Here is a 23512-nt window from a genome sequence, read left to right as displayed (position 1 = left end):
TCCCCCTGAGCGGAGGTTGAGCCGATGAAAAAGTCACGATTCACTGAAGAACAGATTGTCTTTGCCCTCAGGCAGGCTGAACTGGGTACATCAGTACCGGAGGTCTGTCGCAAGCTGGGTATCTCCGATGTAACATTCTATACGTTGCGCAAGAAATACGGCGGGATTTCCCCGTCTGAACTGAAGCACATGCGACAGCTTGAGGAAGAGAATCTCAGGCTGAAGAAGCTGGTGGCCGATCTGAGCCCCGACAAGGCCATGCTGCAGGATGTGCTGGCAAAAAAGAACTGACGCTGGCGCGACTGTGCGAATGGGTCCGGGATCTGCAGGCACGCTACGGAGCCAGCGAAAGGCAGGTCTGTTTTGCGCTGCAGGTCAGCCGCAGCTCGTTCAGGTATCGTTCTGTGTCGGCAGACGACAGTGCGCTACGCCTGCGTATCAGGGAGATCAGCGAAACCCGGGTCCACTATGGCTACCACAGAGTTCACGTCATGCTCAGACGTGAAGGCTGGCGGGATAACCATAAACGCATCTATCGACCTACAGCGAGCAAGGTCTGTCCCTGCGTCTCAGCCTCAGGGGCTGTATCCGAACCATGTCTGGGGCATGGACTTTGTCTCCGATGCGCTGTTTGACGGCCGCCGGTTACGCCTGCTGACGATAATCGATTTGTTCACACGTGAATGCCTGGGGATCTGTGTGGGCCAGAATCTGCGCTCAACGGAAGTGGCGGAGATGCTGAACAGTATCGCGCTCAGACGCCCCTTACCACAGTTGCTGAAAACCATTAACGGCTCTAGATTTGCAGGAAAATGCTGGACAAGTGGGTGTATGAACGGGGGATCCGTATCGATTTCTCTCGACCGGGAACACCCACGGACAATGCCACAGTGGAGTCGTTCACTGGCAGGCTGCGACAGGAATGTCTGAACGAGAACTGGTTCATGTCTCTGGAGGACGCACGGTGCAAAATCGAGGCCTGGCGCATACACTATAATCAGAGGCGTCCGCATTCTGCACTGGGCTGGATGACACCATCCGAATTCGCTGAGAAGTCTGCCGGTTGGCAGAATATGCAGCCAACATGAAGCCGGTTATTCCTGATTATGACTGGAGCATATTCGGGGTAAGGGTCACAGTCAAGATATCTAAAATCACATGACCCGGTTATACGGGATGTTTACAGTGAACCACGTTGAGCGGTTATGACAGGCACTACATGACACGATAACCCGGAATCATCAGTGCCGTTCAATGTGGCAGTTGCTAAAAAAGTTCGCCATTTTATGGAAACCCCCAGCCCGTTTCCCGGAGGTCAACATGGGCTGGCAAAAGTGTAGCGGTATTCTGCGCAACTATTTAGCTTTTATTTTCTCTAAGAATATCGAGGTATGAACGCTCGCTCCTATTCATCCATGTTTCTTTTATATGCTCTGACAATTGTGGAATATCGCTTTCTAGCGTAGAAGGCCATAAGCAAGGATTATAATCATAGACTCTTAACATGTGGTCTATATCAAATATAGGTGCAGTACCTTTTGCTCTGATCAAACAGACAGGTTTACTAAAGGCAATCCTCATACCTAATTCAAAAAGCACATTTGGATTGTGTTCAGTTAGATCAACTATCACAAGATCAGCAGCATCAAGATCGTTGACAATCGTAGATTGAATAACTTCACTCCCTGCTTTTTTTGCCGTCTTAGAATTAAATCCAGCCTTCACCGCAGAAGGCGTAATGAGATGTTTAAGTACTTCATCAAAATAACCATGCGGGTAGTTAGACGTTTTTTCTGAAAAAGGCATAGCAACAAATGCAATAAGTTTACTTTGCCCTTGAGATTCACCGAGCATAATGGAACTACTAGCTGTGGCAGTTTTGTCATTAACTGAGTTAGTACTAATGCTATCTTCTCTAGCGACTTTTTCTCGAACGTATTTGAGGTTTTGTTGATATAAGTTATAAAAGTCGTCTTGTAATTGATCATCTATGCCGAATTCAGTTTTTAGAGTATTCTTTAAATATTCAATCTCAGGTAGGTTACCACCTTGATAGTAATCATATACTTTCTTAAATAAGTCTATATTTAAGAAGCTACTTAATATTGCATTGCCTTCTTCCTCCTGTGATTTAGGATATACTAAACTCTTCCCTAATTCCGTAAGTTCAATTTTGCTTGTGTCGCGAGTACCCACAGTTATGCCGTAATCTCGAGCAGACGCAGTCATGTAGAAAAAATTTGGCCCTTTACCTAAACCCAGTGCTTTAGCAACTTCACCTGGTACCCATGGGTTACCGGCGTTAAATTCCTTCAGACAGTCAGCTATTTTTCTACAATCTTCTAGAGAGTATTGAGGGAAGTCACGCTTTGGTTTGGTCGCTTTTTTTCTAGGCTTCCTTTCTTTAACTACTGGCGTTGTTTCAGATGCAACTTCTGGAGTGGTTTCATTTTGGGAAATTTCGTTATCTTCAGACATATAAATCCTTTTTAATACTAAGAACAAGACTACGATGAAAAATCAAATTTTACATCATCCCGATGATAGCAATGGGATACATCTCAATTAAATAAAAGCTATTACCATCACAAAATCAAGTTATTAATTATGATTTATTCAATCTTCCCCATTGTTTCATTATTTATACCCATCAGCGGCCTGGCCTCATACCGCACATCTTCCCCCCCACGCACCAGCCGATCCCGCAACCCATAATGATGCACCCGCGCCATGCGCTGTACCCGTGTAACTGACACCCGGTTATCTCATTGATTTTTATTGCCAGAAGCTCTGTGATCCAGCGTGATCGCTGGTAGCCAAAATCGCCGGGAGCATGTTTACCAGCTCACGTAATAACGTGCAGATATGCTCAAAAGGCCCGCGACGGGCAAACCCGGCAGGTAATGATTTCAGTCCTGCAACCCCCGACAGCGCGAACCAGTTAATTCTGCGGCCGACGGAGGAACGGGCACAGCAAAGCGTTCTGGCAACGTCGCTGACGCGACAGCCGCGGTGCAGCATCAGCATGGCAGTCAGCCGACAGGCATAATTTTTATAGTGCGTTTTATGGATCGCTTTCTGCATCAGGCGTCGTTCGTCACGGGGAATTGGTGCTATGATCGGCATCACTCAGTCCGGTCGGTGATATTGGTTGGTTTGGCGATTGATCAGATCGCACAATCCGGGCTGAGTTCCCTCAAAGTGATCTACTATTCCGCGCAGATTTTAAGATTTATGTAACCTTCGCCTATTGGTGGTCATTCTGGTGGTCTTGACAGAAAGTGAATTCAGGTTTAGCTTACTTATTAGCCAGTTACTGGCAAAGGCGATCCCAGTCAGAGGAGCCAGATTCAGAAAAGCCTGCTTTTAAGCAGGCTTTTTGCTTTTCCGGTCTGGCAACTTGCTGCCGCCTTGTTCGTTCTTTTTTTCGCGCCTGATTTACGCACATTCCAGCTCGCGAGAGAGAATAAACAGCCATCGACGTACACCATTCCGCTGCGTTGATGTCACGCGCAGTGACCGTCTCGATTACGCGGTGGGGACCGTGCCGCCATCGATAACGTACTCTGTTCCCGTAATCGCCGCCGCACAGGATGAAGCGAGGAACACAATAAGAGTGGCCACTTCCACAGGTTTTGACGGGCGCCCCATCGGGATGCCGCCGAGCGAATCCATGATGATTTTCTTGCCACCTTCGTAATCCGTTCCCGCCTGGCGCGCAAGCCGTTCGGCCAGTGCTACGGAGGCTTCGGTTTCGATCCAGCCGGGTGCAACACGCAGCACGCGGATCCCTTCTGGCGAGACCTCTTTGGACAGGCTTTTACTGTAGGTAGAGAGTGCAGCCTTTGCCGCAGCATACGCTGTTGTCGATTCCGGCAACGGCAGTTCGCGCTGGATAGAGGTGACATGAATAATGACCCCCGCACCTTGCGCGAGCATGCCGGGTAAAAGCGCTCTGTCGAGCCGAACCGCAGGCAACAGATTGAGATTCAGTTCCTGCTGCCATTCCTCTTCGCCTAACGCTGCAAAACCGCCAGCAGGCGCTGTCGAGCCGCCAACAACATGAACAATAATGTCTACGCCGCCAAAGTGACTCTGCACTGCTTGCGCAACGCGATGACAACCTTCTACCGTTGTTAGATCGGCCTCCACAAAGTGATCCGCTAACGATTCATCAGGCGGGATCCGCGCGGTGGTTAACACTTTCGCCCCCTGTTCATGAAACAGGCCAACAACCGCCTTCCCAACGCCTTTGGTACCCGCCGTGACCAGAACGCGTTTCCCACGTAAGTTCAGATTCATGCTCATTACATAATCTCCAGTGAGGCGATCTTCCCGTCCAGTAAGGTAAACGCATGGCTTAGCTGCACCGGGCTGCCGGGAAAATTGCCTGCAACATGCGATGTCACCGTTAACCGCGTTCCCTCATCAGCCACCCGGATCGGTTCAACGGTGTACTCAAACGCACTCTGCACGTCGCGTTGCCAGGCCTGGATAGCTTCATGGCCGCGATGGGTCTTATGTTCATCGATAACCACGGCATCAGGCGTAAAACAGTGTTTAACATTAGCGATATCTGCGCCATTGCTGATGGCGAAGTAGATAGCAATAGCGTCGGGTAGTGACAAAGACATGGTGAGAGGCTCCTTCGGTTTGCGGTGCTCTCATTTTCACCATATAGTGTCAAATCATCAAGAACGAACAAAAAAGTTAGTAACAGGCTTATGAGTAAGATTTATACCCCCGATACCGCCGCGCTTGGCGTCGAACAGGTGCTGCGATTACTGGAAGGCCGCTGGAAGCTGGTCATCCTGTTTCATTTATTTGATGGAAAAGTGCAGCGCTACTCCGATTTCAGCAGGCTTATTCCTGGCATTTCGCAAAAAATGTTAAGCCAGCAACTGCGGCAGCTCGAAGCGGATAGCATCGTGTCGCGCAAGGTCTATCCGCAGATCCCGCCGAAGGTGGAATACCGGCTGACGGAGTGGGGCCAGGCCCTGTGCCCGGCGCTGGATGCCATGCTGAAATGGGCAGAAAAACGCGACGCCTTCCCACCGAACGTGCCTTAAATCCGGCGCTGAACTTTTCCTCCGTTCTGACACAGCGCGCTGAACCGTTCAGTCGTTCATCGCGCTTTCCTCTGCTATGGCCGCACTGTCCAGCACATATCGCGGCCGCAATGTGCCATGCTAAAGATGTTGCTATTCAAATAATGGCGCGGGCATCGCCCGGCAAAAGAAGCCATTCTCTGCAAAACCCCTTTATCACTGACGTAATCGCAACAGAGAGGACGACAATGATCACCTTATGCAACGCATGCGGCACATCGTATGCAATCACCGACACTCACCCACACCGGTGCGATATCTGCGAAGATGAACGCCAGTTCGTGCCGGTAACGGGACAGAAATGGATTGATTTTCCAACCCTTCTGGCCTCGCATGTCAATAAATGGCAACAACACGAGAGCGATCTCTTCAGCATCAAAACCGTGCCTGATTTCGCGATTGCGCAGCGCGCTTTTCTACTGAGAACAGCGCAGGGCAATATTTTATGGGACTGCATCTCCACTCTCGACGACGCCACAAAAACGCTGATCGCCTCTCTGGGCGGGCTCAAGGCTATCGCTATTTCGCATCCTCATTTCTACACCACCATGCAAGACTGGGCCGCCACGTTTGACGCACCGATTTATCTGCATGAACGCGATCGCGAGTGGATCATGCGCGACAGCCCGCACATTACCCTCTGGGATGGCGACACCCTGCAACTGACATCAGACGTGAGCATCATGCGACTTGGCGGCCATTTTGCCGGTGGCTGTGTTCTCCACTGGGCACGGGATGAAGGTGTACTGCTGTCCGGTGATATCGTTCAGGTCGCGCCAGGTGCGAATACCGTCTCCTTTATGTGGAGCTATCCCAATATGCTGCCGCTGCCGGCAGAGACGGTTCGTGAAATGACACGCCGGTTGGATGCGGTGAAATTCGCGAAACTCTACGGCGCGTTTGAAGGGCGGGAGATCGTTCAACATGCTGCGGAAATTGTGCGCCGATCAGGTGAGAAATATATCGCTTGCCTGCGCTAAGCAAAGGTTTATCTATCCGTCCGCGCACGCTTGCACATAAAAAAGCGGTCAATGATTTCAATACAATAATTGCATGGCAACCCGGCGTTTCGGATCCAGCCCGGCCTGGGTTTCCGCAGCAAGCACCGCTTTCAGCCGGGATGAAATGGCGCAGCCTTCAACAATGTCAAAACCCAGCGAAGCGTAAAAAGGCGCGTTGAAGGGCGCGTCACGATCGGTCGTCAACGAGGCGCCGTTTAAACCGCGCGCTTTCCCTTCCGACAGCAGCGCGTGCATCAGGCGCCGCCCAATTCCCTGCCGCTGCCAGTCCGGGTGAACATCCGCTTCAGCAATGTGCAGCCAGTTTTCTGTTATCACGGCTCCGGCAAACCCGACAGGAATTTCGCCCGGCGCGAAAGCGACGAGTAACACACCTTGCGTACATAGCTGGTGCAACGCTTCCAGGCTGTTAGCGACAGGAGATCCGCTTACTGCGCCCGCCTTGCGCAGCGTTTCAAACGCTGCAAGTTCAATGGCTCTTAACGCCGCCAGGTGCTCGCTGAGCGCTGGTTCGATTGTGATATCTGTCATCTGAATGTTCCCAATGGTAACAAGCGTTAAGCCTGATCGACATACGCGGCTTCAGGCGATCCCGCGCCGCCTCGCGGCCTCGTATTGTACATCCCGAATGCATCAGCACAATTTTCATGCTGCGCCCCACTCTTTGTACCTTATTTACATCGTTTCATTTACTTACATAAAACGCCCGTTAAGAAATAATTCATTAACGTAACTAATAGAATATGAATCGTGTTAGTGATTTTAGCCGTGATGGTCGATTCGCCGTTCTTCCCCGAGAACGGCTTTTTTTTGGGTTTTGACAGGAGGGTAAGTTGATGTTCCAGTCTGCGGTTGTTTTCCTTTCATCATTGTTCATGTGCGGCAATGTTTTTGCAGGTTCCGTCGCATCGGTGTCGCTCAGCACACTTTCATCTGCGCTCAATGAACGCATGCTGATAATGAAAGACGTCGCCAGTTACAAGGCACAGCACCATTCCCCCGTAGAAGATGTTGAGCGGGAGCAAAAAGTACTGGCAGAAGCGGTGAAAAATGCCCAGGGCGCGGGTCTGGATCCCCGCTCTGTGGAGCCTTTTTTCCGCGCGTTGATGAACGCCAGCAAAGCCGTTCAGTATCGCTATCTGGCCGACTGGTTAGCCACATCGGATGCCAACAGCACAGTCAGAAGTCTGGACGCAACCCGGCAACAGATAAATCAACTGGATAGCCAGTTGCTCACCGCCATCAGCCAGCGGCTGCTCACCGGCCCTTTCACGGAAGCAGACACCGCATGGCTGACGGCACAAATTATGGCTCCGAATCTTAGCGAAGCGGATAAAAACAACCTCCTTGCCGCCTTACGCCTTATTCATCGTGCACGTTAGTCACAAATGCCGTATGCAATGAATAACACGAATACCCGGCCTGCCAGGCGCATACCAGGCCGGGCATCCGATAATAAAATTAATAGCTTATGGCCGGAGCCTGCGGTTTAACATCGACCGACCGAATGCCACGCGCACAATTCATTCAATAACCGAATAATCTTCTGTGCATGAACGCCCCCTGAGTTAAATTCCCCCTTTCATGCCGCCCGATCTGCAAAAGAGTTTTCACCTGTCCGCTGTCGCTGTAGTCTCAATAGCGGCTTTTTTGGCTGCGTACGATGTGAGTAACCTTTTCTCCCTATTAAAACTAGAAAATTTTGCAATTTTGAGGAACGGACAGAACAACTATGGACTCCACGCTCATCACAACCCGCCCCGATGAAGAGTTACCACCACTGAATCGCGCCCGCCGTGCGGCCTGGGGCAGCTTCGCCGGCGCAGTGGTCGACTGGTTTGATTTTTTACTGTATGGCATCACCGCTGCGCTGGTGTTTAACAGCGAGTTTTTCCCGCAGATAGACCCGGCGATGGGTACGCTCGCCGCTTTCGCCACCTTTGGTGTTGGATTTTTATTCCGCCCGCTCGGCGGCATTGTCTTTGGTCATTTCGGCGATCGTCTCGGTCGCAAGCGAATGCTGATGATGACGGTCTGGATGATGGGCATCGCCACCGCCTGTATTGGCATTCTCCCCTCTTTTGCCACCATTGGCTGGTGGGCACCGGCGTTACTGGTCATCCTGCGCGCCATCCAGGGTTTCGCCGTAGGTGGCGAATGGGGCGGCGCGGCGCTGCTGGCCGTCGAAAGTGCGCCCGCCGGGAAAAAAGCCTTCTACAGCAGCGGCGTTCAGGTCGGGTATGGCGTTGGGTTGTTGCTCTCCACGGGGCTTGTGTCGCTCATCAGCAGCCTGACCACCAACGAGCAGTTTCTGAGCTGGGGCTGGCGTCTGCCTTTCTTATTCAGCATTGTACTGGTGCTCGGTGCGCTGTGGGTGCGTAACGGCATGGCAGAATCTGCCGAGTTTGAGCGAGCGCAGACGCAACAGCCGGCGCAGATAAAAAAACGCCCGCCAGTATTTGAAGCGCTGTTTCGCCATCCGGGGGCGTTTTTGAAAATCATCGCCCTGCGCCTGTGCGAACTGCTGACCATGTATATCGTCACTGCCTTTGCACTGAACTACTCGACGCAAAATCTGGGCTTACCGCGTGAGCTGTTTCTCAATATCGGTTTGCTGGTTGGCGGGATTAGTTGCCTGACCATTCCGTTATTCGCCTGGATGGCGGATCGTTATGGACGGCGGCGCATCTACATCACCGGCGCATTGATCGGCGCGCTTAGCGCCTTCCCGTTCTTTATGGCACTGGAAACGCGCTCCCTTCTCGGGGTGGTGATCTTCTCGTTACTGCTGGCCAATATCGCCCACGATATGGTGGTTTGCGTACAGCAGCCGATGTTCACCGAAATGTTCGGCGCGGGTTATCGCTACAGCGGCGCGGGGGTTGGTTACCAGGTCGCCAGCGTGGTTGGCGGCGGTTTTACGCCGTTTATTGCCGCCGCACTACTGAACTTTTCCGGCGGCGAGTGGCATGCCGTCGCCATTTATCTGCTGGCGGGCTGTCTGCTCTCCGCTCTGACAGCGATGCTGATGAAAACACCGCCGCACACACATCAGTAAAAACAAAGCCTCCGCATGCGGAGGCTTTGTTGCTTATCACCAGCGTTAAATCTGGTAATCGATCGCCGCTTCATCCGGCTCCATCACCTGGCGTTTGATATCTTCTACCGATAACCCGGCGTTACACAGCTCAATAAAGCGCCAGACATAATTCCTCTGTAACTGGCCGCGTTTTAACCCTAACCAGACGGTATTGGCATCAAACAGGTGTTGCGTATCCAGCCGCACCAGTTTGCCCTCTTCGTTCTCACCGCTTGATTGCTCCGCCACCAGCCCAACACCCAGCCCCAGCTCGACATAGGTTTTGATAACATCGGAATCCTGCGCGCTCAGCACTACATCCGGGATTAACCCTTTGCGACCAAACGCTTCATCAATACGCGAGCGCCCGGTGATCCCCTGGCGATAAGTGATTAGCGGCCAGCGGCTGATATCTTCGAGCGTTAACGGTGAGGATTGCGCCAGCGGGTGATCGGAGGGTACCAGCAAACTGTGGTGCCAGCGAAACCAGGGAAACGCCACGAGTGAGTTGTCATTGCTTAAGCGTTCGCTGGCAATGCCGATGTCTGCGCCACCGTTATGCAGCAGAGATTCAATCTCTTGCGGGGTGCCCTGAATCAACTCCAGCCGCACTTCCGGGAACAGTGCGCGAAACGCTTTAATCACCGAGGGCAAGCTGTAGCGCGCCTGGGTATGCGTCGTGGCAATGGTCAGCACGCCAGAGGTGTCATTGGTAAAGAGATCGGCGAGCCTGCGCACATTGCTCGCCTCGTTAAGGATGCGCTCGGCAATCACCAGCAGCGCTTTACCGGGTTCCGTCATGCCCAACAAACGTTTGCCGCGACGGATAAAAATCTCAATCCCCAGCTCTTCTTCAAGCTCACGAATATGGCGGCTCACGCCGGATTGTGACGTGTAAAGCATGTTGGCGACTTCGGTCAGGTTGTAATCCCGCCGCGCCGCCTCGCGGATAATTTTGAGTTGCTGGAAATTCACCCTTCGCTGCTCCTGGCCTGTCAGACATGACGTTATTGTTAAAGTCTGCGGCCAGGCAGGACAAATAATAAAAACCAGCATCTTATTCCATTAAGGAATAATGCTTAGCTCACCAGCTGCAACTCATGGCTTTCCATCGCCGGGCGACTGACTAATGACATTAAAATATCTTTCACCGCCTGCGCCTGCGGCGAGAGCGTGCCGCGCGCGGAAACGTTTAACGACAACGGCAAGTTCATTGAAGGCGTGGTGATACGCGCCATCCAGCCGTTGGTCGCGGCGCACAGCGAACGCGCGGCAGACTCCGGCAGTACCGTCACGCCCATTCCGCTGGCAATCGCCGCCGTCAGCGTGGCGATCGACTCAATTTCGCCAATGATTTTCGCAGTCAGTCGACGCAGCGAAAACGCTTCATCAACACGCAAACGGACAGCGCTGTAATCGCGCGGCAGGAAAAGATTCATATCGGCAACCGCTGTCAGATCGACGCTCTGGCCCGGGCAGTCACGCGTGCCCACCAGATACAAATCCTCTTTTAGCAGCGGCAGGCTGTTAATCCCCGCGCCAGGCGCGCGTTCATACAGCACCGCCATATCCAGTTGACCGCTGAGCAATTTATCGTTCAGCGTTGTGCCGCTATTTTCATGCAGATAGACCATAACTTCCGGCAACTCGTTACGCACCGCTTGCAACAGCGGCATGGTGACGGAAGACGCGGCAGTGCCCGGCGCCAGGCCAATGGAGACTTGTCCCCGCAGGCACTGTCCGACATTGTTTACCGCCAGTTGCGCCTGTTCGCACTGGCGAAGAATCGTCCGTGCATGGGTGTAGAGGATTTTGCCCGCTTCCGTCGGCGTCACGCCGCGTTTGGTGCGAATAAGTAATTGCTGATCCAGCTCGCCTTCCAGAGTGGCAACCTGCTGGCTCAGCGCGGGTTGCGCAATGTGTAATACTTCGGCTGCCTGAGTCAGGCTTCCAATATCGACGATTTTTACGAAGTATTTCAGTCGTCTTAAGTTCATTTTGCCTCCTGTACGGATACCAGTGCCAACGCCGGATGTGATGTAGCCAGAGGAGTTGCAATATGCTTGCCAATTTTAGTTAGGCAAAATGAAAGGCGCTAACAGGCTGGATAATAAGAGATTCTAATTACAACCGGGGGAATTATTACTGAAACAGTGGTTCGTATGCTGCCCCATGAAAGATGCACTGCACAGTTTTGGTGCAAATGCGCGCTTAAGTGCTTATCCCGGCAGCAGATTGCTGAAATAGTCAGCAAACGATCGCGGCAGCACGATCCATCCTTTGACAAGGCCCCGGGGCATCGCTAATATTCGCCCCGTTCACACGATTCCTCTGTAGTTCAGTCGGTAGAACGGCGGACTGTTAATCCGTATGTCACTGGTTCGAGTCCAGTCAGAGGAGCCAAATTTAAAAAGCCTGCTTTTAAGCAGGCTTTTTGCTTTTCTGTCGTCGACTAACCTGTCCTTCAGGCAAAACGTTACTTTGTTCGCTGAGCACTTGCGCCTCAGACGCGGTTTCCCCCTATCCTTCTTTCAGCTATTGCTGACCGTTCAGGGCTTACGTCTGGCCGATTCAGGAATAAAGGCTGTTCGTCGCAGTATAAAAGTGAAGTTTAAGTCCCGTTATTGCGGATGCTGGCAGGAAAAGGATTAACGGGCCTGCCCTCTGCAGGCCCGTAAGTGTGTTGCTGCGGTGATTATCTGCCGGTATTAAAAAAGGCCACAGTTTGCGTCAGCCGACGGGTCTGCTCTTCCAGCGCACTGGCCGCCGATACCGCATGTTGAACCAGAGCGGTGTTCTGCTGAGTGACCGCATCAATTTGCACAATCGCTTCGTTAACATGGCTGATGCCTTTACTCTGCTCGTCGGTCGCGACGGAGATTTCCGACATGATGTCCGACACGCGCCGCACCGCCACAATCATCTCGTCGATACTGCTGCCGGCAATTTTGATTTGTGACGAGCCGTTGTTAACCCGAGTGACGGACTCTTCCACCAGCCCTTTAATTTCCTGCGCCGCCTGCGAGCTGCGCAACGACAAGCTGCGCACTTCACCCGCGACCACCGCGAAACCTCTGCCCTGCTCACCGGCTCTGGCCGCTTCAACCGCCGCGTTCAGCGCCAGAATATTGGTCTGAAATGCGATACCGTTGACCACCTCAATAATGCTCGCAATTTTCCCGGCGCTTTCGGAGATACCGTTCATGGTTTCATTCATGCTCTGCATTACCACACCGCCGCGCGAAGCAATATCCACGGCTTCACTCGCCAGATGACGTGCCTGCCCGGCATTCTCCGCGTTTTGTTTCACGGCGGCGGTGATCTGTTCCATGCTGGAAGAGGTGCGTTCCAGCGATATCGCCTGCTGCTCAGAATGGGAGGCAACCTGTTGATTTCCTGCGACAATATCATGAGTACTGGTGTTGATTATCTCTGCTCCTTCACGGATATCTTTAATCACGGCGGTCAGTTGCTCACGCATCACCCCCATTTCGTGGATCAGGCTTGAGTTATCCCCGGCTTTTTTATCCACCATCTGCGAAAGATCCCCGGCGGCAATCCGCGCGGCGACATCAACGGCATAACGAGGTTCGCCCCCAAGCGCCAGCAACGTTCCCCGGTTGATGAGATAAACGATCACCGACAGCAAAATGCTGATAGCCACAAACTCAATCAGGTTCTGGTAGAGCGAAACCCGGAATGCCGCGTCAATATCATCCACATACAGACCGGTGGTGATGATCCAGCCCCAGGGCGTCCACGGAATGCTGTAAGCGATTTTCGGCTGCGCTTCTGTCTCGCCGGGACGGGGGAAAACGTAAGCGGTAAATCCGGCCTGATTATCGCGGGTAACCGCAACCATATCTCTGAAGATGTAGGCACCATTGGCATCCGCAACCTGTGGCCCCTGACCAATCAGCTTGGCGTTGATCGGATGCATAATCACTTCGGCCTGGGTATTCAGAATAGTGAAGTATCCCGTTTCCCCATAGCGTAAATCCTTAATTAACTGGGTTGCGCGCTGCTGCGCTTCCGGTTGCGTGATCGCCCCTTTATCAACAAGCGCGGCCTGTGTTTTGACGATACTGAGCGCCAGTTGCGAAACATGTTGCAACTCGTTTTTGCGCAGTGCCAGTTGGTCTTCTTTGACCGTAAAAGAGCTATAGAGCAGTGTCCCGGCAAGGCACACCAGTGCCACGATGAGAGGGAGCCAAAGTTTTTGCGCGAGGGATAGTTTCATGGCATGAGTACCTATTGTTGTTTTATATGGCGGGTACAGCATCGGCTTCGGGCGTTCGAACCGCGCCTTATCTCTATATCGGAAATAAAAAAAAACGAGTTAATCGATAGAAGTTGTATATCTTTCACAACTTAACCGTTTTGAGGTTATGAAAAAGTAACTGATTAATAAATAGGGTGTTATTTTTGGCGGGTTCATTCATCCGGCGAAAGTCTTATTAATAAATAAGAACGCGGTCACACTCACGCGCGAAGCCGCTCCCGGAAGGGAACAGCAATCCCGCCGCATTCGCTAACGAGTCATCGCCGTTTTTGTGCGCCCTGCGCAGTGTATGGCTCACAAGCAGACTTTTACGTATTGCGCGTAGTTTGCCTATGCGACAGTGCTTTCAACACCTTCTGCAACCACTGTGCCGCTCCTCGCTTGCCGCTGCGTTTATGGGAATAAATCTTCACCTCAAATGGGGCAACCGTAAAAGGCAGCGCAAAAATGGTGATCCTTGCCGCCTGCTTAAACTTTTCCGCTGCCGAACGCGGAAGCGCCATCAGCAGATCGCTGTCGGCGATAATAAAAGGCGCGCTGAGCATCGAGGGCGTTTTTATCGCCACCTGCCGCGTAAAACCCAGACGTTCGAGTTCACAATCCAGCACGCCTTTGCTTTCATTCCACGGCGTCACCACCAGGTGGCGCGCGGCAAGATAATCGTCCAGCGTTAACTGATGCCTGTGTTGGTTGCTGATAACGACATATTCATCCGCAAACCAGCCGATCTCGTCCAGCTCTGCATAACGAAGATCCTGCGGCGCGCTAAACCCCAGCGCGAAATCCACTTCTCCTGCCAGTAGCTCATTGAGTGCCGGGCTATGGGGCAAATAGCGAAACTCAAAACGCAGGCCGGGTGCGGTGTGCTGCAATTCAGCCATCAGCGCGGGAAAAATACTAAACGCGGTGAAATCGGTGATTGCGACCTGCAAACAGTCTGTGGTCGTCGCGGGATTAAATTCCGCTTGCGGGGTGAGTTCATGGTTCAGATGCGCTAATGCCGAAGCGATCGCGGGCGCAAGTTGGCTGGCATAGACGCTTGGGCACATAAGGTGCCCTTCGCGGAAAAATAACGGGTCGTTGAGCGTCACACGTAGCCTTGAGAGCGCGTGGCTGAGCGCCGATGTGCTCATCGCCAGCTCATGTGCCGCCTGGCGCACAGAACGGTGGCGGTAGACCGCGTCGAAAACAGGTAACAGGTTGAGATCAAGACGTCGTAACGTTGGATGCATAATATTCATCGAATAGTGATTTCATTGCACTTAATTCTTTGCACAATACCGCTTATGCTGGCGACCATCAATTTTGAACTCCCGGTAAAAACAACAGGAAAAGCAATGAGCATTACCATCCGCCCGGCCTGCCCGACTGACGCAAACGCCATTTTTGCGATGATTTATGAACTGGCGGTGTATGAAAAAGCACCTGAAGAAGTGATCACCACAGCAGATGAAATCCGCGAAACCCTGTTTGGCGCGACGAGTAAAACGGAAGCCTTAATCTGTGAAATCGAAGGCAAAGCCGTGGGCTATGCGGTTTTCTTCACCAGTTATTCAACCTGGCTTGGCCGCAACGGCATTTACATGGAAGATCTCTACGTTTCACCGGATTTTCGCGGTAACGGTGCCGGAAAAGCGATGCTGCAAAAGATTGCGCAGTACGCCATTGAGCGCCGCTGCGGTCGTCTGGAGTGGAGCGTGCTCGACTGGAACCAGCCGGCCATTGATTTTTACCAGCGCATCGGCGCGCGGGCGCAAAGTGAATGGGTGCGTTACCGGCTCGATGGCGATGCCCTGCTGAAATTCGCCGAAAGCTCCCGCGCTTAATCTTTTTTCATTAGCCCGCCACGGCGGGTTTTCACTTATTCATCATCGGGTTCGTCTTACGCCTCGCTTAAAGATCCAGCGCTTACTGCCGATAAAAACTGTGCAGCTATACTCATAGCTGTTCTTTGGTTGTTTTTTCTACAATAAAGGATTTACAGCATGGATCCGATACAAATTGCATCATTAGCCAGCAGCCTTGACTCTTATCAGCTTGATAATCAAGTCAACACGCTGGTGCTGAAAAAAGCGCTCGATACCCAGAAAACGATCGCCAGCGACTTGATTCAGCAGATCCCGCAGTTACCTTCCAACCCGGCAATCGGTCGTAATATCAATACCACCGCGTAACCCGGTTTGCCCGCTGGCGTTTGTGGTAACAGCGCCAACTGGCAACGTTTGCAAGCCCGCCTCGTGCGGGCTTTTTTGTTTCTTCGCTTGCCTGGCATGGTAAATCGGCGTAGCCTTTGCCGAATTAAAACCAATCGGTCTAAATTATGAATGGCGAAACAGCAGCACTGCAAAAACCCCGCCGTGGACGGCCGCCAAAAGTCGATCGCGACTTTACCGACACCCGCCAGGCGCTGATTCGCTCAGGCCTGGAAGTGCTAACGGAAACCGGCTATCTCTCAGCGGGTATTGATGCGGTGATCAAAAATATCGCGGTTCCTAAAGGCTCGTTCTATCACTGCTTTAAAAGTAAGCAGGAATTTGGCATGGCGGTGCTCACTGCTTACGGCGACTTTTTCGCCCATAAACTGGATAAATTTTTAGGCGATACCCAACTCACTCCGCTACAACGCATGGCCGCCTTTGTACATCACGCAGGCATGGGAATGGCGAAATATGGTTTCCGCCGTGGTTGTCTGGTGGGCAACCTGTTGCAGGAAACACCACTGTTGCCAGAAGCCTTCCCGGCGCGCCTGAAAGCCATCCTTGCCAACTGGGAAACACGCGTCGCAAGGTGTCTGGATGAAGCAAAAGCCTGCGGCGAACTACCGCCAGACGCCGCAAGCCGCGAACTGGCCAGCGTGTTCTGGTCCGGCTGGGAAGGCGCAGTGATGCGCGCCAAGCTGTTCCGCTCAGTCGAGCCGCTGGATCAGTACTGGAAATTTTTCCAACACAGCATAACAACCGCCCCTGCTGCGTGAAGCATGACGGGGGATGGAGCATCTGCACAGGACGGCGAAAACGCCGAAAATACACCTCATCCGACGAGGAAAACGCAGTCATGAAAGCATTAGTTCTGGAACAGAATGAGAATAAAACCCTGGCGGAAGTGAAAGAGGTCGACCTGCCCGCATTGGGCGAAGGCGACGTTCGGGTTGATATTGACTGGTCCAGCCTTAACTACAAAGACGCGCTGGCTATCACCGGTAAAGGCAAAATCATTCGTCAGTTCCCAATGGTGCCTGGCATCGATTTTTGCGGTCGCGTGAGTGAAAGCCGCGATGCGCGTTTTGCTCCCGGCCAGGCCGTGATCCTCACCGGCTGGGGCGTGGGCGAAAACCACTGGGGGGGACTTGCCGCGCAGGCCTGCGTTAAAGGTGACTGGCTGGTTGCGCTGCCGGAAAGTTTACGTGCGCGCAATGCAATGATCATTGGCACCGCAGGTTTTACCGCCATGCTGTGTGTTATGGCGCTGCAGGATGCAGGCATTAAACCGCAGGACGGTACCGTGCTGGTCACCGGTGCCAGCGGCGGCGTCGGCAGCACCGCTGTCGTGCTGCTGAAAGCGCTGGGCTACACCGTTGCCGCCGTGACCGGGCGTGAATCGACTCATGATTTTCTGCGTAATCTGGGCGCCGATGAGATCCTGCCGCGCAGCGATTTTGAACAAACCCGCCCGCTGGAAAAACAGCTGTGGGCCGGTGCGATCGATACGGTTGGCAACCACGTACTAGCCAAAGTGCTGGCGCAGATGAACTACGGCGGCTGCGTTGCTGCATGCGGTCTGGCAGGCGGTTTCGAACTGCCGACCACCGTGATGCCGTTTATTCTGCGAAACGTCCGTTTGCAAGGCGTGGATTCCGTGATGGTGCCAACCGCACAGCGCAGTGCGGTGTGGGAAAATCTCGCACGTACGTTGCCGGAAAGTTACTACCAGCAGGCGGCAACCGAAATTACGCTGGAACAGGCTCCGGCAACCGCTGCCGATTTTCTGAGTAATAAAATCCAGGGTCGTACGCTGGTGAAAATCAGCGGCTAATCCGCCTTCCGGCGCGCGCTTTCGCGCCGGATCGTTCCCTCATCCGTTTCCTCCGAATCCCGTTGCGCACTGCTTTCGTTTCACATTCCTGTGACATACTATCGGCTACAGCCGTAGAGCAGATAAGGAGATAAAGATGAATAATAAGGGTGCAAATCTGACCCCGGAACAAGCGCTGGATCAACTTGAAGCGCTGTACGACCGTTCCGTCGAGGCCCTTCGTCAGGCGATCGCTCGCTATATTGACGACGGCCAGCTTCCCGATACCGAAGCCCGAGCACAAGGGTTATTCGTCTATCCGCAGTTATCCGTAAGCTGGAATGGCAGCGCGACGAACCCACCGAAAACCCGCGCCTACGCCCGCTTCACCCATTCGGGCTGTTACACCACCACCATCACCCGCCCTTCGCTGTTTCGTCCCTATTTACTCGAACAATTAACACTGCTGTGCCAGGACTATGGCGCGCACATCGAAGTGGGGTTATCCGCGCATGAAATCCCGTACCCTTACGTGATTGACGGTTCGGAGCTGACGCTGGACAGGTCAATGAGCGCGGGCTTAACGCGCCATTTTCCCACCACCGAACTGGCACAGATTGGTGATGAAACCGCCGATGGACTGTTCCACCCGACCGAGCTTTACCCGCTCTCCCATTTTGATGCGCGCCGTGTCGATTTCTCGCTGGCGCGACTGCGTCACTACACTGGCACGCCGGTTGAACATTTCCAGCCGTTTGTGTTGTTCACCAACTACACGCGTTATGTCGACGAGTTCGTGCGCTGGGCCTGTAGCGAAATCCTCAACCCGGACAGCCCTTACGTCGCCCTCTCCTGCGCGGGCGGCAACTGGATCACTGCCGATACGGAAGCGCCGGAGCAGGCCATTTCCGACCTGGCGTGGAAAAAACACCAGATGCCGGCCTGGCACCTGGTCACCGCTGACGGTCAGGGCATTACGCTGATTAACATTGGCGTTGGCCCGTCGAACGCGAAAACGATTTGCGATCACCTGGCCGTGCTGCGCCCGGATGTCTGGCTGATGATTGGCCACTGCGGCGGCCTGCGTGAAAGCCAGTCGATTGGCGATTATGTGCTGGCGCATGCCTACCTGCGCGATGACCACGTGCTGGACGCCGTGTTGCCGCCAGATATTCCAATCCCGAGCATCGCTGAAGTGCAACGTGCGCTGTACGACGCGACCAAAGAGGTAAGCGACATGCCGGGTGAGGAAGTCAAACAGCGGTTGCGTACCGGCACGGTGGTAACCACCGACGATCGCAACTGGGAGCTGCGTTATTCCGCCTCCTCACTGCGCTTTAACTTAAGCCGCGCGGTGGCGATTGATATGGAAAGCGCCACCATTGCCGCGCAGGGTTATCGCTTCCGCGTGCCGTATGGCACCCTGCTCTGCGTGTCGGATAAACCGCTGCACGGCGAGATCAAACTTCCCGGCCAGGCCAACCGTTTTTACGAAGGGGCGATTTCCGAGCATTTGCAAATTGGCATCCGAGCCATCGACCTGCTCCGCGCTGAGGGCGATCGCCTGCACTCGCGTAAATTGCGCACCTTTAACGAACCGCCATTCAGATAACAATTAAAAAGGATTAACTATGCAAACCCCGACACCGTTACAAGCGTTACGCGATCGGCTGGTCGCCCTGGAGCTTGACGGTATGATTGTTCCGCGCGCCGATGCGCACCAGAGCGAAGACTGCGCGCCGCATGACAATAAACTCCAGTGGCTCACCGGCTTTACCGGTTCTGCCGGGCTGGCACTGGTGCTGCGCGACAAAGCGCTGTTGTTCGTGGATGGCCGCTACCAGGTACAGGTGCGCAGCGAAGTCGATCTCCATGATTTTGAGATCCACCATTTGCACAACGAGCCGCTGGATCAGTGGCTAAACGCTTCATTGCCTGCGGGCAGCCGCATCGGTTTTGAGCCGCTGTTGATGGTTAACAGCCAGTTTCTGGCGCTGAACGCCACGCACTGTGAACTGGTGGCAGTGAATAGCGATCCGTTCGACGCCATCTGGGCCGATCGCCCGGCGGCACCGTGCGGCGTGATCCGTGAAATGCCGCTGGCAATCAGCGGTGAAAGCAGTGCCGATAAACGCGCACGCATCGCACGGGTGCTGGCGGAAAAAGGCGCGGATTATCTGGCGATTACGCTGCCGGATAATATCGCCTGGCTGCTGAATATTCGCGGTTCGGACATCGCGATGAACCCGGTGGCGCACTCTTTCGCCTTGCTCAGTCGCGAGGGAGACGTCGAGTGGTTTGTGAACCCGCAGAAAACCGTCGGTTTATCTGCGCAGTTCACCTCCACGCTGACGCTGCATGATTTCGAGGATTTCCTGCCGCGTTGCCAGCAAATCGCTGCCGGCAAACGCATCCTGTTTGATGGTGATTTCGCGCCGGTGGCGCTGCGTTTTGCCATCGAGCAACAGGGTGGCGAAGTGCTGTGGAGCGCCGATCCTATTACCTTTATCAAAGCGCATAAAAACGCGACCGAACTGGCAGGCTACCGCGAAAGCCACCAGCAGGATGGCGCAGCGTGGGTTAATTTTCTCGCCTGGCTGGCGCGCGAAGTGCCCGCCCGTGAAGCGGCGGGCAACCCGGTAACCGAACTGGAAGCGCAGCAAAAACAGCTGGCATTCCGCCAGCGGCAACCCGGCTTTATTGAACAGAGTTTCAGCACCATTTCAGCCTCCGCCAGCAACGCGGCGATGTGCCATTACCACAGCAGCGAAAAAACGAACAAAGCGATTACCTGCGCCAACTTCTATTTGAATGATTCCGGCGGTCAGTATCAAAACGGCACCACTGACGCGACGCGTACGCTGTCGTTTGGCCCTCTCAATGCTCAGCAACGGTTGCATTACACCGCCGTGCTGAAAGGCTTTTTATCGATGTTCACCCTGCAATTTCCTGCAGGTACGCACGGCCACCAACTGGATGCGTTTGCCCGCCGGGCGCTGTGGGATTTGGGGCTGGATTTCGATCACGGCACCGGGCATGGCGTTGGTCATCAGTTGTTGATCCACGAGCAGCCGCAGCGCATTGCGAAAAAGGTCAATCCGTGGCCGCTGTCGGTGGGCAACATCATGACCATCGAGCCGGGCTACTATTTAGCGGATAACTACGGCATTCGTATCGAAAACCAGGCAGAAGTGGTGGAAAGCCAGCCGGGATTCTGTCGCTTTGCTTCGCTGACGCTTATTCCTATTGATTTAAGCCAGGTGGAGTGGAGCCTGCTTAGCGAACAGGAGCAGCAGTGGCTGGATGACTATCACCAGCAGGTGCGCGACACTCTGTCGCCACTGGTTGATGACGACGCCCGCGCATGGCTGGATGCCGCCACTGCCCCGCTGCGCGTGCAGGCAAGCTAAGCATTCGTTTCATTCACAAACCCGCTGCGGCGGGTTTTATTTTAATAAGTGCAGGCGTAATGACCCTTCAGCGTTTCTTTGCCAGCTTATCGACGCTCGAACTGACGAGCATGGTGTTCGCCGTGACGGTGTCGGTACTGTTTATTCTGTGGATTATTTTTGGCTTCCGGAACAAATAGCGCTTTCGTGGTGAAACATTATGGATGCGCCCCTGGATATTCTGCCAACTGTCAGTGTGAGGATGGCGCTCGTTTTCGGCATGGCAAACCACCACCGATAAGGACCTCTTTTTGCAGGCATTTCACGCCCACGAGTTTAAAGCTGGCAACAAACAGCTTTTCGTTACCGGAAAAACGCGCCGAAGAAACTCACCGTGATGGGTTATGCGGGAAATTAAGTGGGATGTAAGAACGCAGAAAAGCAAAAAACCTGCTTAAAAGCAGGCTTTTTTAAATCTGGCTCCTCTGACTGGACTCGAACCAGTGACATACGGATTAACAGTCCGCCGTTCTACCGACTGAACTACAGAGGAATCGTGTGAACGGGGCGAATATTAGCGATGCCCCAGGTCCTTGTCAAAGCCTGATTTTCACATTTCAGCGCGTTTGCCGAATTATTCTCCATTCTGTGCAGAAATGGGGCTTTTTTGCGGCTTCGGGTACTTCCACAGCCAGCGCCCGCTGACCATACGCCAGTAAAACAGCGCGCCGCGCACCGCCCAGTCAAGGAACATCCCGAGCCAGACACCGACCACGCCCATACCGAGCATAATCCCCAGGGTGTAACCGGCGACGACGCGACAGCCCCACATCCCCAGCATTGACACCCACATGGCGAAACGGGCGTCGCGAGCGCCTTTCAACCCGGCGGGCAGCACCCACGATGCCGCCCAGATGGGCATAAACGCCGCGTTAAGCCAGAGAAGCACTTTAACCACCTCTTTTACATCGTCTTCCTGGGTGTAAAACGAGGCGAAAAGTCCGGCAAACGGCGCGGTTCCCCAGGCAAGCACCGTCAGTAACAGCGTCGAGAGCCAGAATACATGGCGCAACTGGCGCTCAGCCTGGCTTATCTGCCCTTTGCCCAGCCGTTTACCGGTGATAATCGTGGAGGCGGAACCCAGCGCGTTGCCTGGCAGGTTGATCAACGCAGCTACGGAGAAGGCAATAAAGTTACCGGCGATAACGTTGGTGCCCATTCCGGCAACGAACATTTGCGTCAGCAGTTTGCCGCCATTAAACAATACCGATTCAATACTGGCAGGAATACCAATGCCCATCACTTCCCAGATGATGCCGAAGTTGAGCTTTTCGAAATAACTTTTTAGCGGAATGCGCAGCGCCGGGTTAAAGCCAATCATCAGCACCCAGATAATCGCCACCGCGCCAATATAGCGAGAAATGGTCAGCCCCAACCCAGCCCCGGCGAAGCCCATCCCTTTCCAGCCAAAGAGGCCGTAGATCAGCACGCTGCTGATAAGAATGTTGAGGATATTCATGCCGCCGTTAATCAGCAGCGGTATTTTGGTATTGCCCGCACCGCGCAGCGCACCACTGCCAATCAGCGCAATGGCCGCTGCCGGGTAGCTGAGAACCGTCAGTTCAAGGTAGGTCAGCGCCAGCGCTTTGACCTCCGCCGTTGCCGCCCCGGCGATAAAATCGATAATTTCTGTGCCGTAGTAGTGGATCACCGCCGCCAGCACAATCGAAAACAGGGTCATGATCACCAGCGACTGACGCGTCGCCGCCCTCGCCCGCTCGCCGTCCAGCTTACCGAGGCTGAACGCCACCACCACCGTGGTTCCCAGGTCGATAGCCGCGAAAAACGACATCACCACCATGTTAAAACTGTCGGCAAGGCCAACTCCCGCCATCGCCTCTTTGCCCAGCCAGCTTACGAGGAAGGTGCTGAGCACGCCCATCATCAGGACACAGGTGTTTTCGAGGAAGATAGGTACGGCAAGAGGGGTGATTTCTCGCCAGAATAAAACACGGTAGCTTTTACGCTTTCTGTACCACGGCGTGCGCATGACAGCCTGGCGAAGAGGAGTAACGACGTTCAAATTGGTCCTTAGCCGCAAAAGGTGAAATCACATTTCAAATGATGGGGGAGAAACCCTGATCCTGCAAAGCATTTCGGCAGAAAACGATGATAACGAACTCAAATTGTCGATGGATTCAGCAGTCAGAACACCCTGCGAGAAATGAGGTTTGACAAAAGATTTTTCGCCGCTAAGATAAGCCTCCACAACGATTCCTCTGTAGTTCAGTCGGTAGAACGGCGGACTGTTAATCCGTATGTCACTGGTTCGAGTCCAGTCAGAGGAGCCAGATCCAGAAAAGCCTGCTTTTAAGCAGGCTTTTTGCTTTTATCGCTCCGCTAAGCATCGCGATAAGTTTTTCCCCTCCCGAAACCGCCCCTTTCCGCGTCTTCAGTATAAAGCTCAATCTATAACCTAATCCGTTGAAAATGTTTGCTTACCTTAATGCTCTAATCGCTGCTTGCAGAAATCATCGACATGCGTAATCAATACCGCGCCACATGAAATAGACAGGTAAAGTTGCTCGCCAGTCACGCCGCGTCTATCAGGGATAAACATTTCA

The 23512-nt window shown here is 53.5% G+C and carries 19 protein-coding genes, 3 tRNA genes and 5 pseudogenes; 14 read left to right on the top strand and 13 right to left on the bottom strand.

The window, feature by feature from the left end:
- Positions 1-24 precede the first annotated feature (24 nt).
- Together JKP81_RS02920 and JKP81_RS02915 are read left to right on the top strand one after the other, a co-directional pair.
- A pseudogene (locus JKP81_RS02920) lies at positions 25-1088 on the top strand (IS3 family transposase).
- 97 nt (positions 1089-1185) lie between these two features.
- Positions 1186-1340: pseudogene (locus JKP81_RS02915) on the top strand (IS630 family transposase); the annotation flags it as partial.
- A 19-nt stretch (positions 1341-1359) separates the two neighbouring features.
- Here JKP81_RS02915 and JKP81_RS02910 read toward each other — a convergent pair.
- The 5 genes and pseudogenes from JKP81_RS02910 to JKP81_RS02885 all read right to left on the bottom strand — a co-directional run bounded on the left by JKP81_RS02910 (position 1360) and on the right by JKP81_RS02885 (position 4634).
- Positions 1360-2478, bottom strand: a complete 1119-nt coding sequence (locus JKP81_RS02910; RefSeq protein ID WP_234455464.1) for a hypothetical protein — start codon at positions 2476-2478, stop codon at positions 1360-1362.
- A 134-nt stretch (positions 2479-2612) separates the two neighbouring features.
- Positions 2613-2744: pseudogene (locus JKP81_RS02900) on the bottom strand (phage virion morphogenesis protein); the annotation flags it as partial.
- Positions 2693-3126: pseudogene (locus tag JKP81_RS02895) on the bottom strand (transposase); the annotation flags it as partial. The pseudogenes JKP81_RS02895 and JKP81_RS02900, both read right to left, overlap by 52 nt.
- Positions 3127-3528: 402 nt before the next feature.
- Positions 3529-4308, bottom strand: coding sequence for an SDR family oxidoreductase (locus JKP81_RS02890; RefSeq protein ID WP_200550548.1), 780 nt, complete (start codon positions 4306-4308; stop codon positions 3529-3531).
- The gene (locus tag JKP81_RS02885) at positions 4308-4634 is read right to left on the bottom strand and encodes a nuclear transport factor 2 family protein (protein ID WP_200550547.1); all 327 of its coding nucleotides are present in this window, start codon (positions 4632-4634) and stop codon (positions 4308-4310) included. Before JKP81_RS02885 ends, JKP81_RS02890 begins: the two co-directional genes overlap by 1 nt.
- Positions 4635-4724: 90 nt before the next feature.
- Between JKP81_RS02885 and JKP81_RS02880 the strand changes: the two genes are divergently transcribed.
- Both JKP81_RS02880 and JKP81_RS02875 read left to right on the top strand, forming a co-directional pair.
- Positions 4725-5069 (top strand): helix-turn-helix domain-containing protein, encoded by a 345-nt coding sequence (locus tag JKP81_RS02880; protein WP_200550546.1) that lies wholly within the window; start codon positions 4725-4727, stop codon positions 5067-5069.
- 227 nt (positions 5070-5296) lie between these two features.
- Positions 5297-6088, top strand: a complete 792-nt coding sequence (locus JKP81_RS02875) for an MBL fold metallo-hydrolase (RefSeq protein ID WP_200550545.1) — start codon at positions 5297-5299, stop codon at positions 6086-6088.
- Positions 6089-6145: 57 nt separating this feature from the next.
- On the opposite strand, the gene JKP81_RS02870 is transcribed toward JKP81_RS02875, so the two are convergent.
- Positions 6146-6658, bottom strand: coding sequence for a GNAT family N-acetyltransferase (locus JKP81_RS02870; RefSeq protein WP_200550544.1), 513 nt, complete (start codon positions 6656-6658; stop codon positions 6146-6148).
- A 305-nt stretch (positions 6659-6963) separates the two neighbouring features.
- On the opposite strand from JKP81_RS02870, the gene JKP81_RS02865 reads away from it, so the two are divergent.
- Positions 6964-7509, top strand: a complete 546-nt coding sequence (locus JKP81_RS02865) for a chorismate mutase (protein WP_200550543.1) — start codon at positions 6964-6966, stop codon at positions 7507-7509.
- 350 nt (positions 7510-7859) lie between these two features.
- On the top strand, positions 7860-9185 hold the full coding sequence (shiA, locus tag JKP81_RS02860) for a shikimate transporter (RefSeq protein ID WP_200550542.1): 1326 nt from the start codon (positions 7860-7862) through the stop codon (positions 9183-9185).
- Between the two features lie 45 nt (positions 9186-9230).
- Here shiA and cbl read toward each other — a convergent pair whose 3' ends face one another.
- The gene (gene cbl, locus JKP81_RS02855) at positions 9231-10181 is read right to left on the bottom strand and encodes an HTH-type transcriptional regulator Cbl (RefSeq protein WP_200550541.1); all 951 of its coding nucleotides are present in this window, start codon (positions 10179-10181) and stop codon (positions 9231-9233) included.
- 104 nt (positions 10182-10285) lie between these two features.
- Complete coding sequence (gene nac, locus JKP81_RS02850) at positions 10286-11203, bottom strand: nitrogen assimilation transcriptional regulator NAC (protein WP_017458401.1); 918 nt, start codon at positions 11201-11203, stop codon at positions 10286-10288.
- A 330-nt stretch (positions 11204-11533) separates the two neighbouring features.
- Here nac and JKP81_RS02845 point away from each other — a divergent pair.
- Positions 11534-11609: transfer RNA gene (locus tag JKP81_RS02845), tRNA-Asn, on the top strand.
- A 292-nt stretch (positions 11610-11901) separates the two neighbouring features.
- Here the strand turns inward: JKP81_RS02845 and JKP81_RS02840 are convergent.
- Together JKP81_RS02840 and JKP81_RS02835 are read right to left on the bottom strand one after the other, a co-directional pair.
- Positions 11902-13446 carry a methyl-accepting chemotaxis protein gene (locus tag JKP81_RS02840; RefSeq protein WP_200550540.1) on the bottom strand — a complete coding sequence of 515 codons (1545 nt, stop codon included), beginning with the start codon at positions 13444-13446 and terminating at the stop codon, positions 11902-11904.
- A 350-nt stretch (positions 13447-13796) separates the two neighbouring features.
- On the bottom strand, positions 13797-14729 hold the full coding sequence (locus JKP81_RS02835) for a LysR family transcriptional regulator (protein ID WP_200550539.1): 933 nt from the start codon (positions 14727-14729) through the stop codon (positions 13797-13799).
- Between the two features lie 96 nt (positions 14730-14825).
- Between JKP81_RS02835 and JKP81_RS02830 the strand changes: the two genes are divergently transcribed.
- From JKP81_RS02830 to JKP81_RS02805, 6 genes and pseudogenes are all read left to right on the top strand, one after another.
- Positions 14826-15314, top strand: a complete 489-nt coding sequence (locus JKP81_RS02830) for a GNAT family N-acetyltransferase (protein ID WP_200550538.1) — start codon at positions 14826-14828, stop codon at positions 15312-15314.
- 159 nt (positions 15315-15473) lie between these two features.
- Positions 15474-15662, top strand: a complete 189-nt coding sequence (locus tag JKP81_RS02825; RefSeq protein WP_017458405.1) for a YjfB family protein — start codon at positions 15474-15476, stop codon at positions 15660-15662.
- Between the two features lie 146 nt (positions 15663-15808).
- Positions 15809-16546 (top strand): annotated as a pseudogene (locus JKP81_RS02820) (TetR family transcriptional regulator C-terminal domain-containing protein).
- Positions 16543-17520: an MDR family oxidoreductase gene (locus tag JKP81_RS02815; protein WP_200550536.1), complete on the top strand. Its 978-nt coding sequence runs from the start codon at positions 16543-16545 to the stop codon at positions 17518-17520. Before JKP81_RS02820 ends, JKP81_RS02815 begins: the two are co-directional and overlap by 4 nt.
- A 136-nt stretch (positions 17521-17656) precedes the next feature.
- Positions 17657-19111, top strand: coding sequence for an AMP nucleosidase (locus JKP81_RS02810; protein ID WP_131412114.1), 1455 nt, complete (start codon positions 17657-17659; stop codon positions 19109-19111).
- A gap of 19 nt (positions 19112-19130) precedes the next feature.
- Positions 19131-20909, top strand: coding sequence for an aminopeptidase P family protein (locus JKP81_RS02805; RefSeq protein ID WP_200550535.1), 1779 nt, complete (start codon positions 19131-19133; stop codon positions 20907-20909).
- A gap of 456 nt (positions 20910-21365) precedes the next feature.
- Here the strand turns inward: JKP81_RS02805 and JKP81_RS02800 are convergent.
- The 3 genes from JKP81_RS02800 to JKP81_RS23735 form a co-directional block, all read right to left on the bottom strand.
- Positions 21366-21441: transfer RNA gene (locus JKP81_RS02800), tRNA-Asn, on the bottom strand.
- Positions 21442-21522: 81 nt separating this feature from the next.
- On the bottom strand, positions 21523-22989 hold the full coding sequence (locus JKP81_RS02795; protein WP_200550534.1) for an EmmdR/YeeO family multidrug/toxin efflux MATE transporter: 1467 nt from the start codon (positions 22987-22989) through the stop codon (positions 21523-21525).
- A gap of 9 nt (positions 22990-22998) precedes the next feature.
- Positions 22999-23157, bottom strand: coding sequence for a DUF5951 family protein (locus JKP81_RS23735; RefSeq protein WP_353891278.1), 159 nt, complete (start codon positions 23155-23157; stop codon positions 22999-23001).
- Positions 23158-23163: 6 nt separating this feature from the next.
- Between JKP81_RS23735 and JKP81_RS02790 the strand changes: the two genes are divergently transcribed.
- Positions 23164-23239 (top strand) — tRNA-Asn (locus JKP81_RS02790).
- Positions 23240-23512 lie beyond the last annotated feature (273 nt).

The organism is Kosakonia sp. LAM2021 (genome assembly GCF_016620385.1).
Taxonomy (GTDB): Bacteria; Pseudomonadota; Gammaproteobacteria; order Enterobacterales; family Enterobacteriaceae; genus Kosakonia; species Kosakonia sacchari.
The sequence above is the reverse complement of the archived record's forward strand: the minus strand, read 5'-3'. Positions and strand labels throughout refer to the sequence as shown.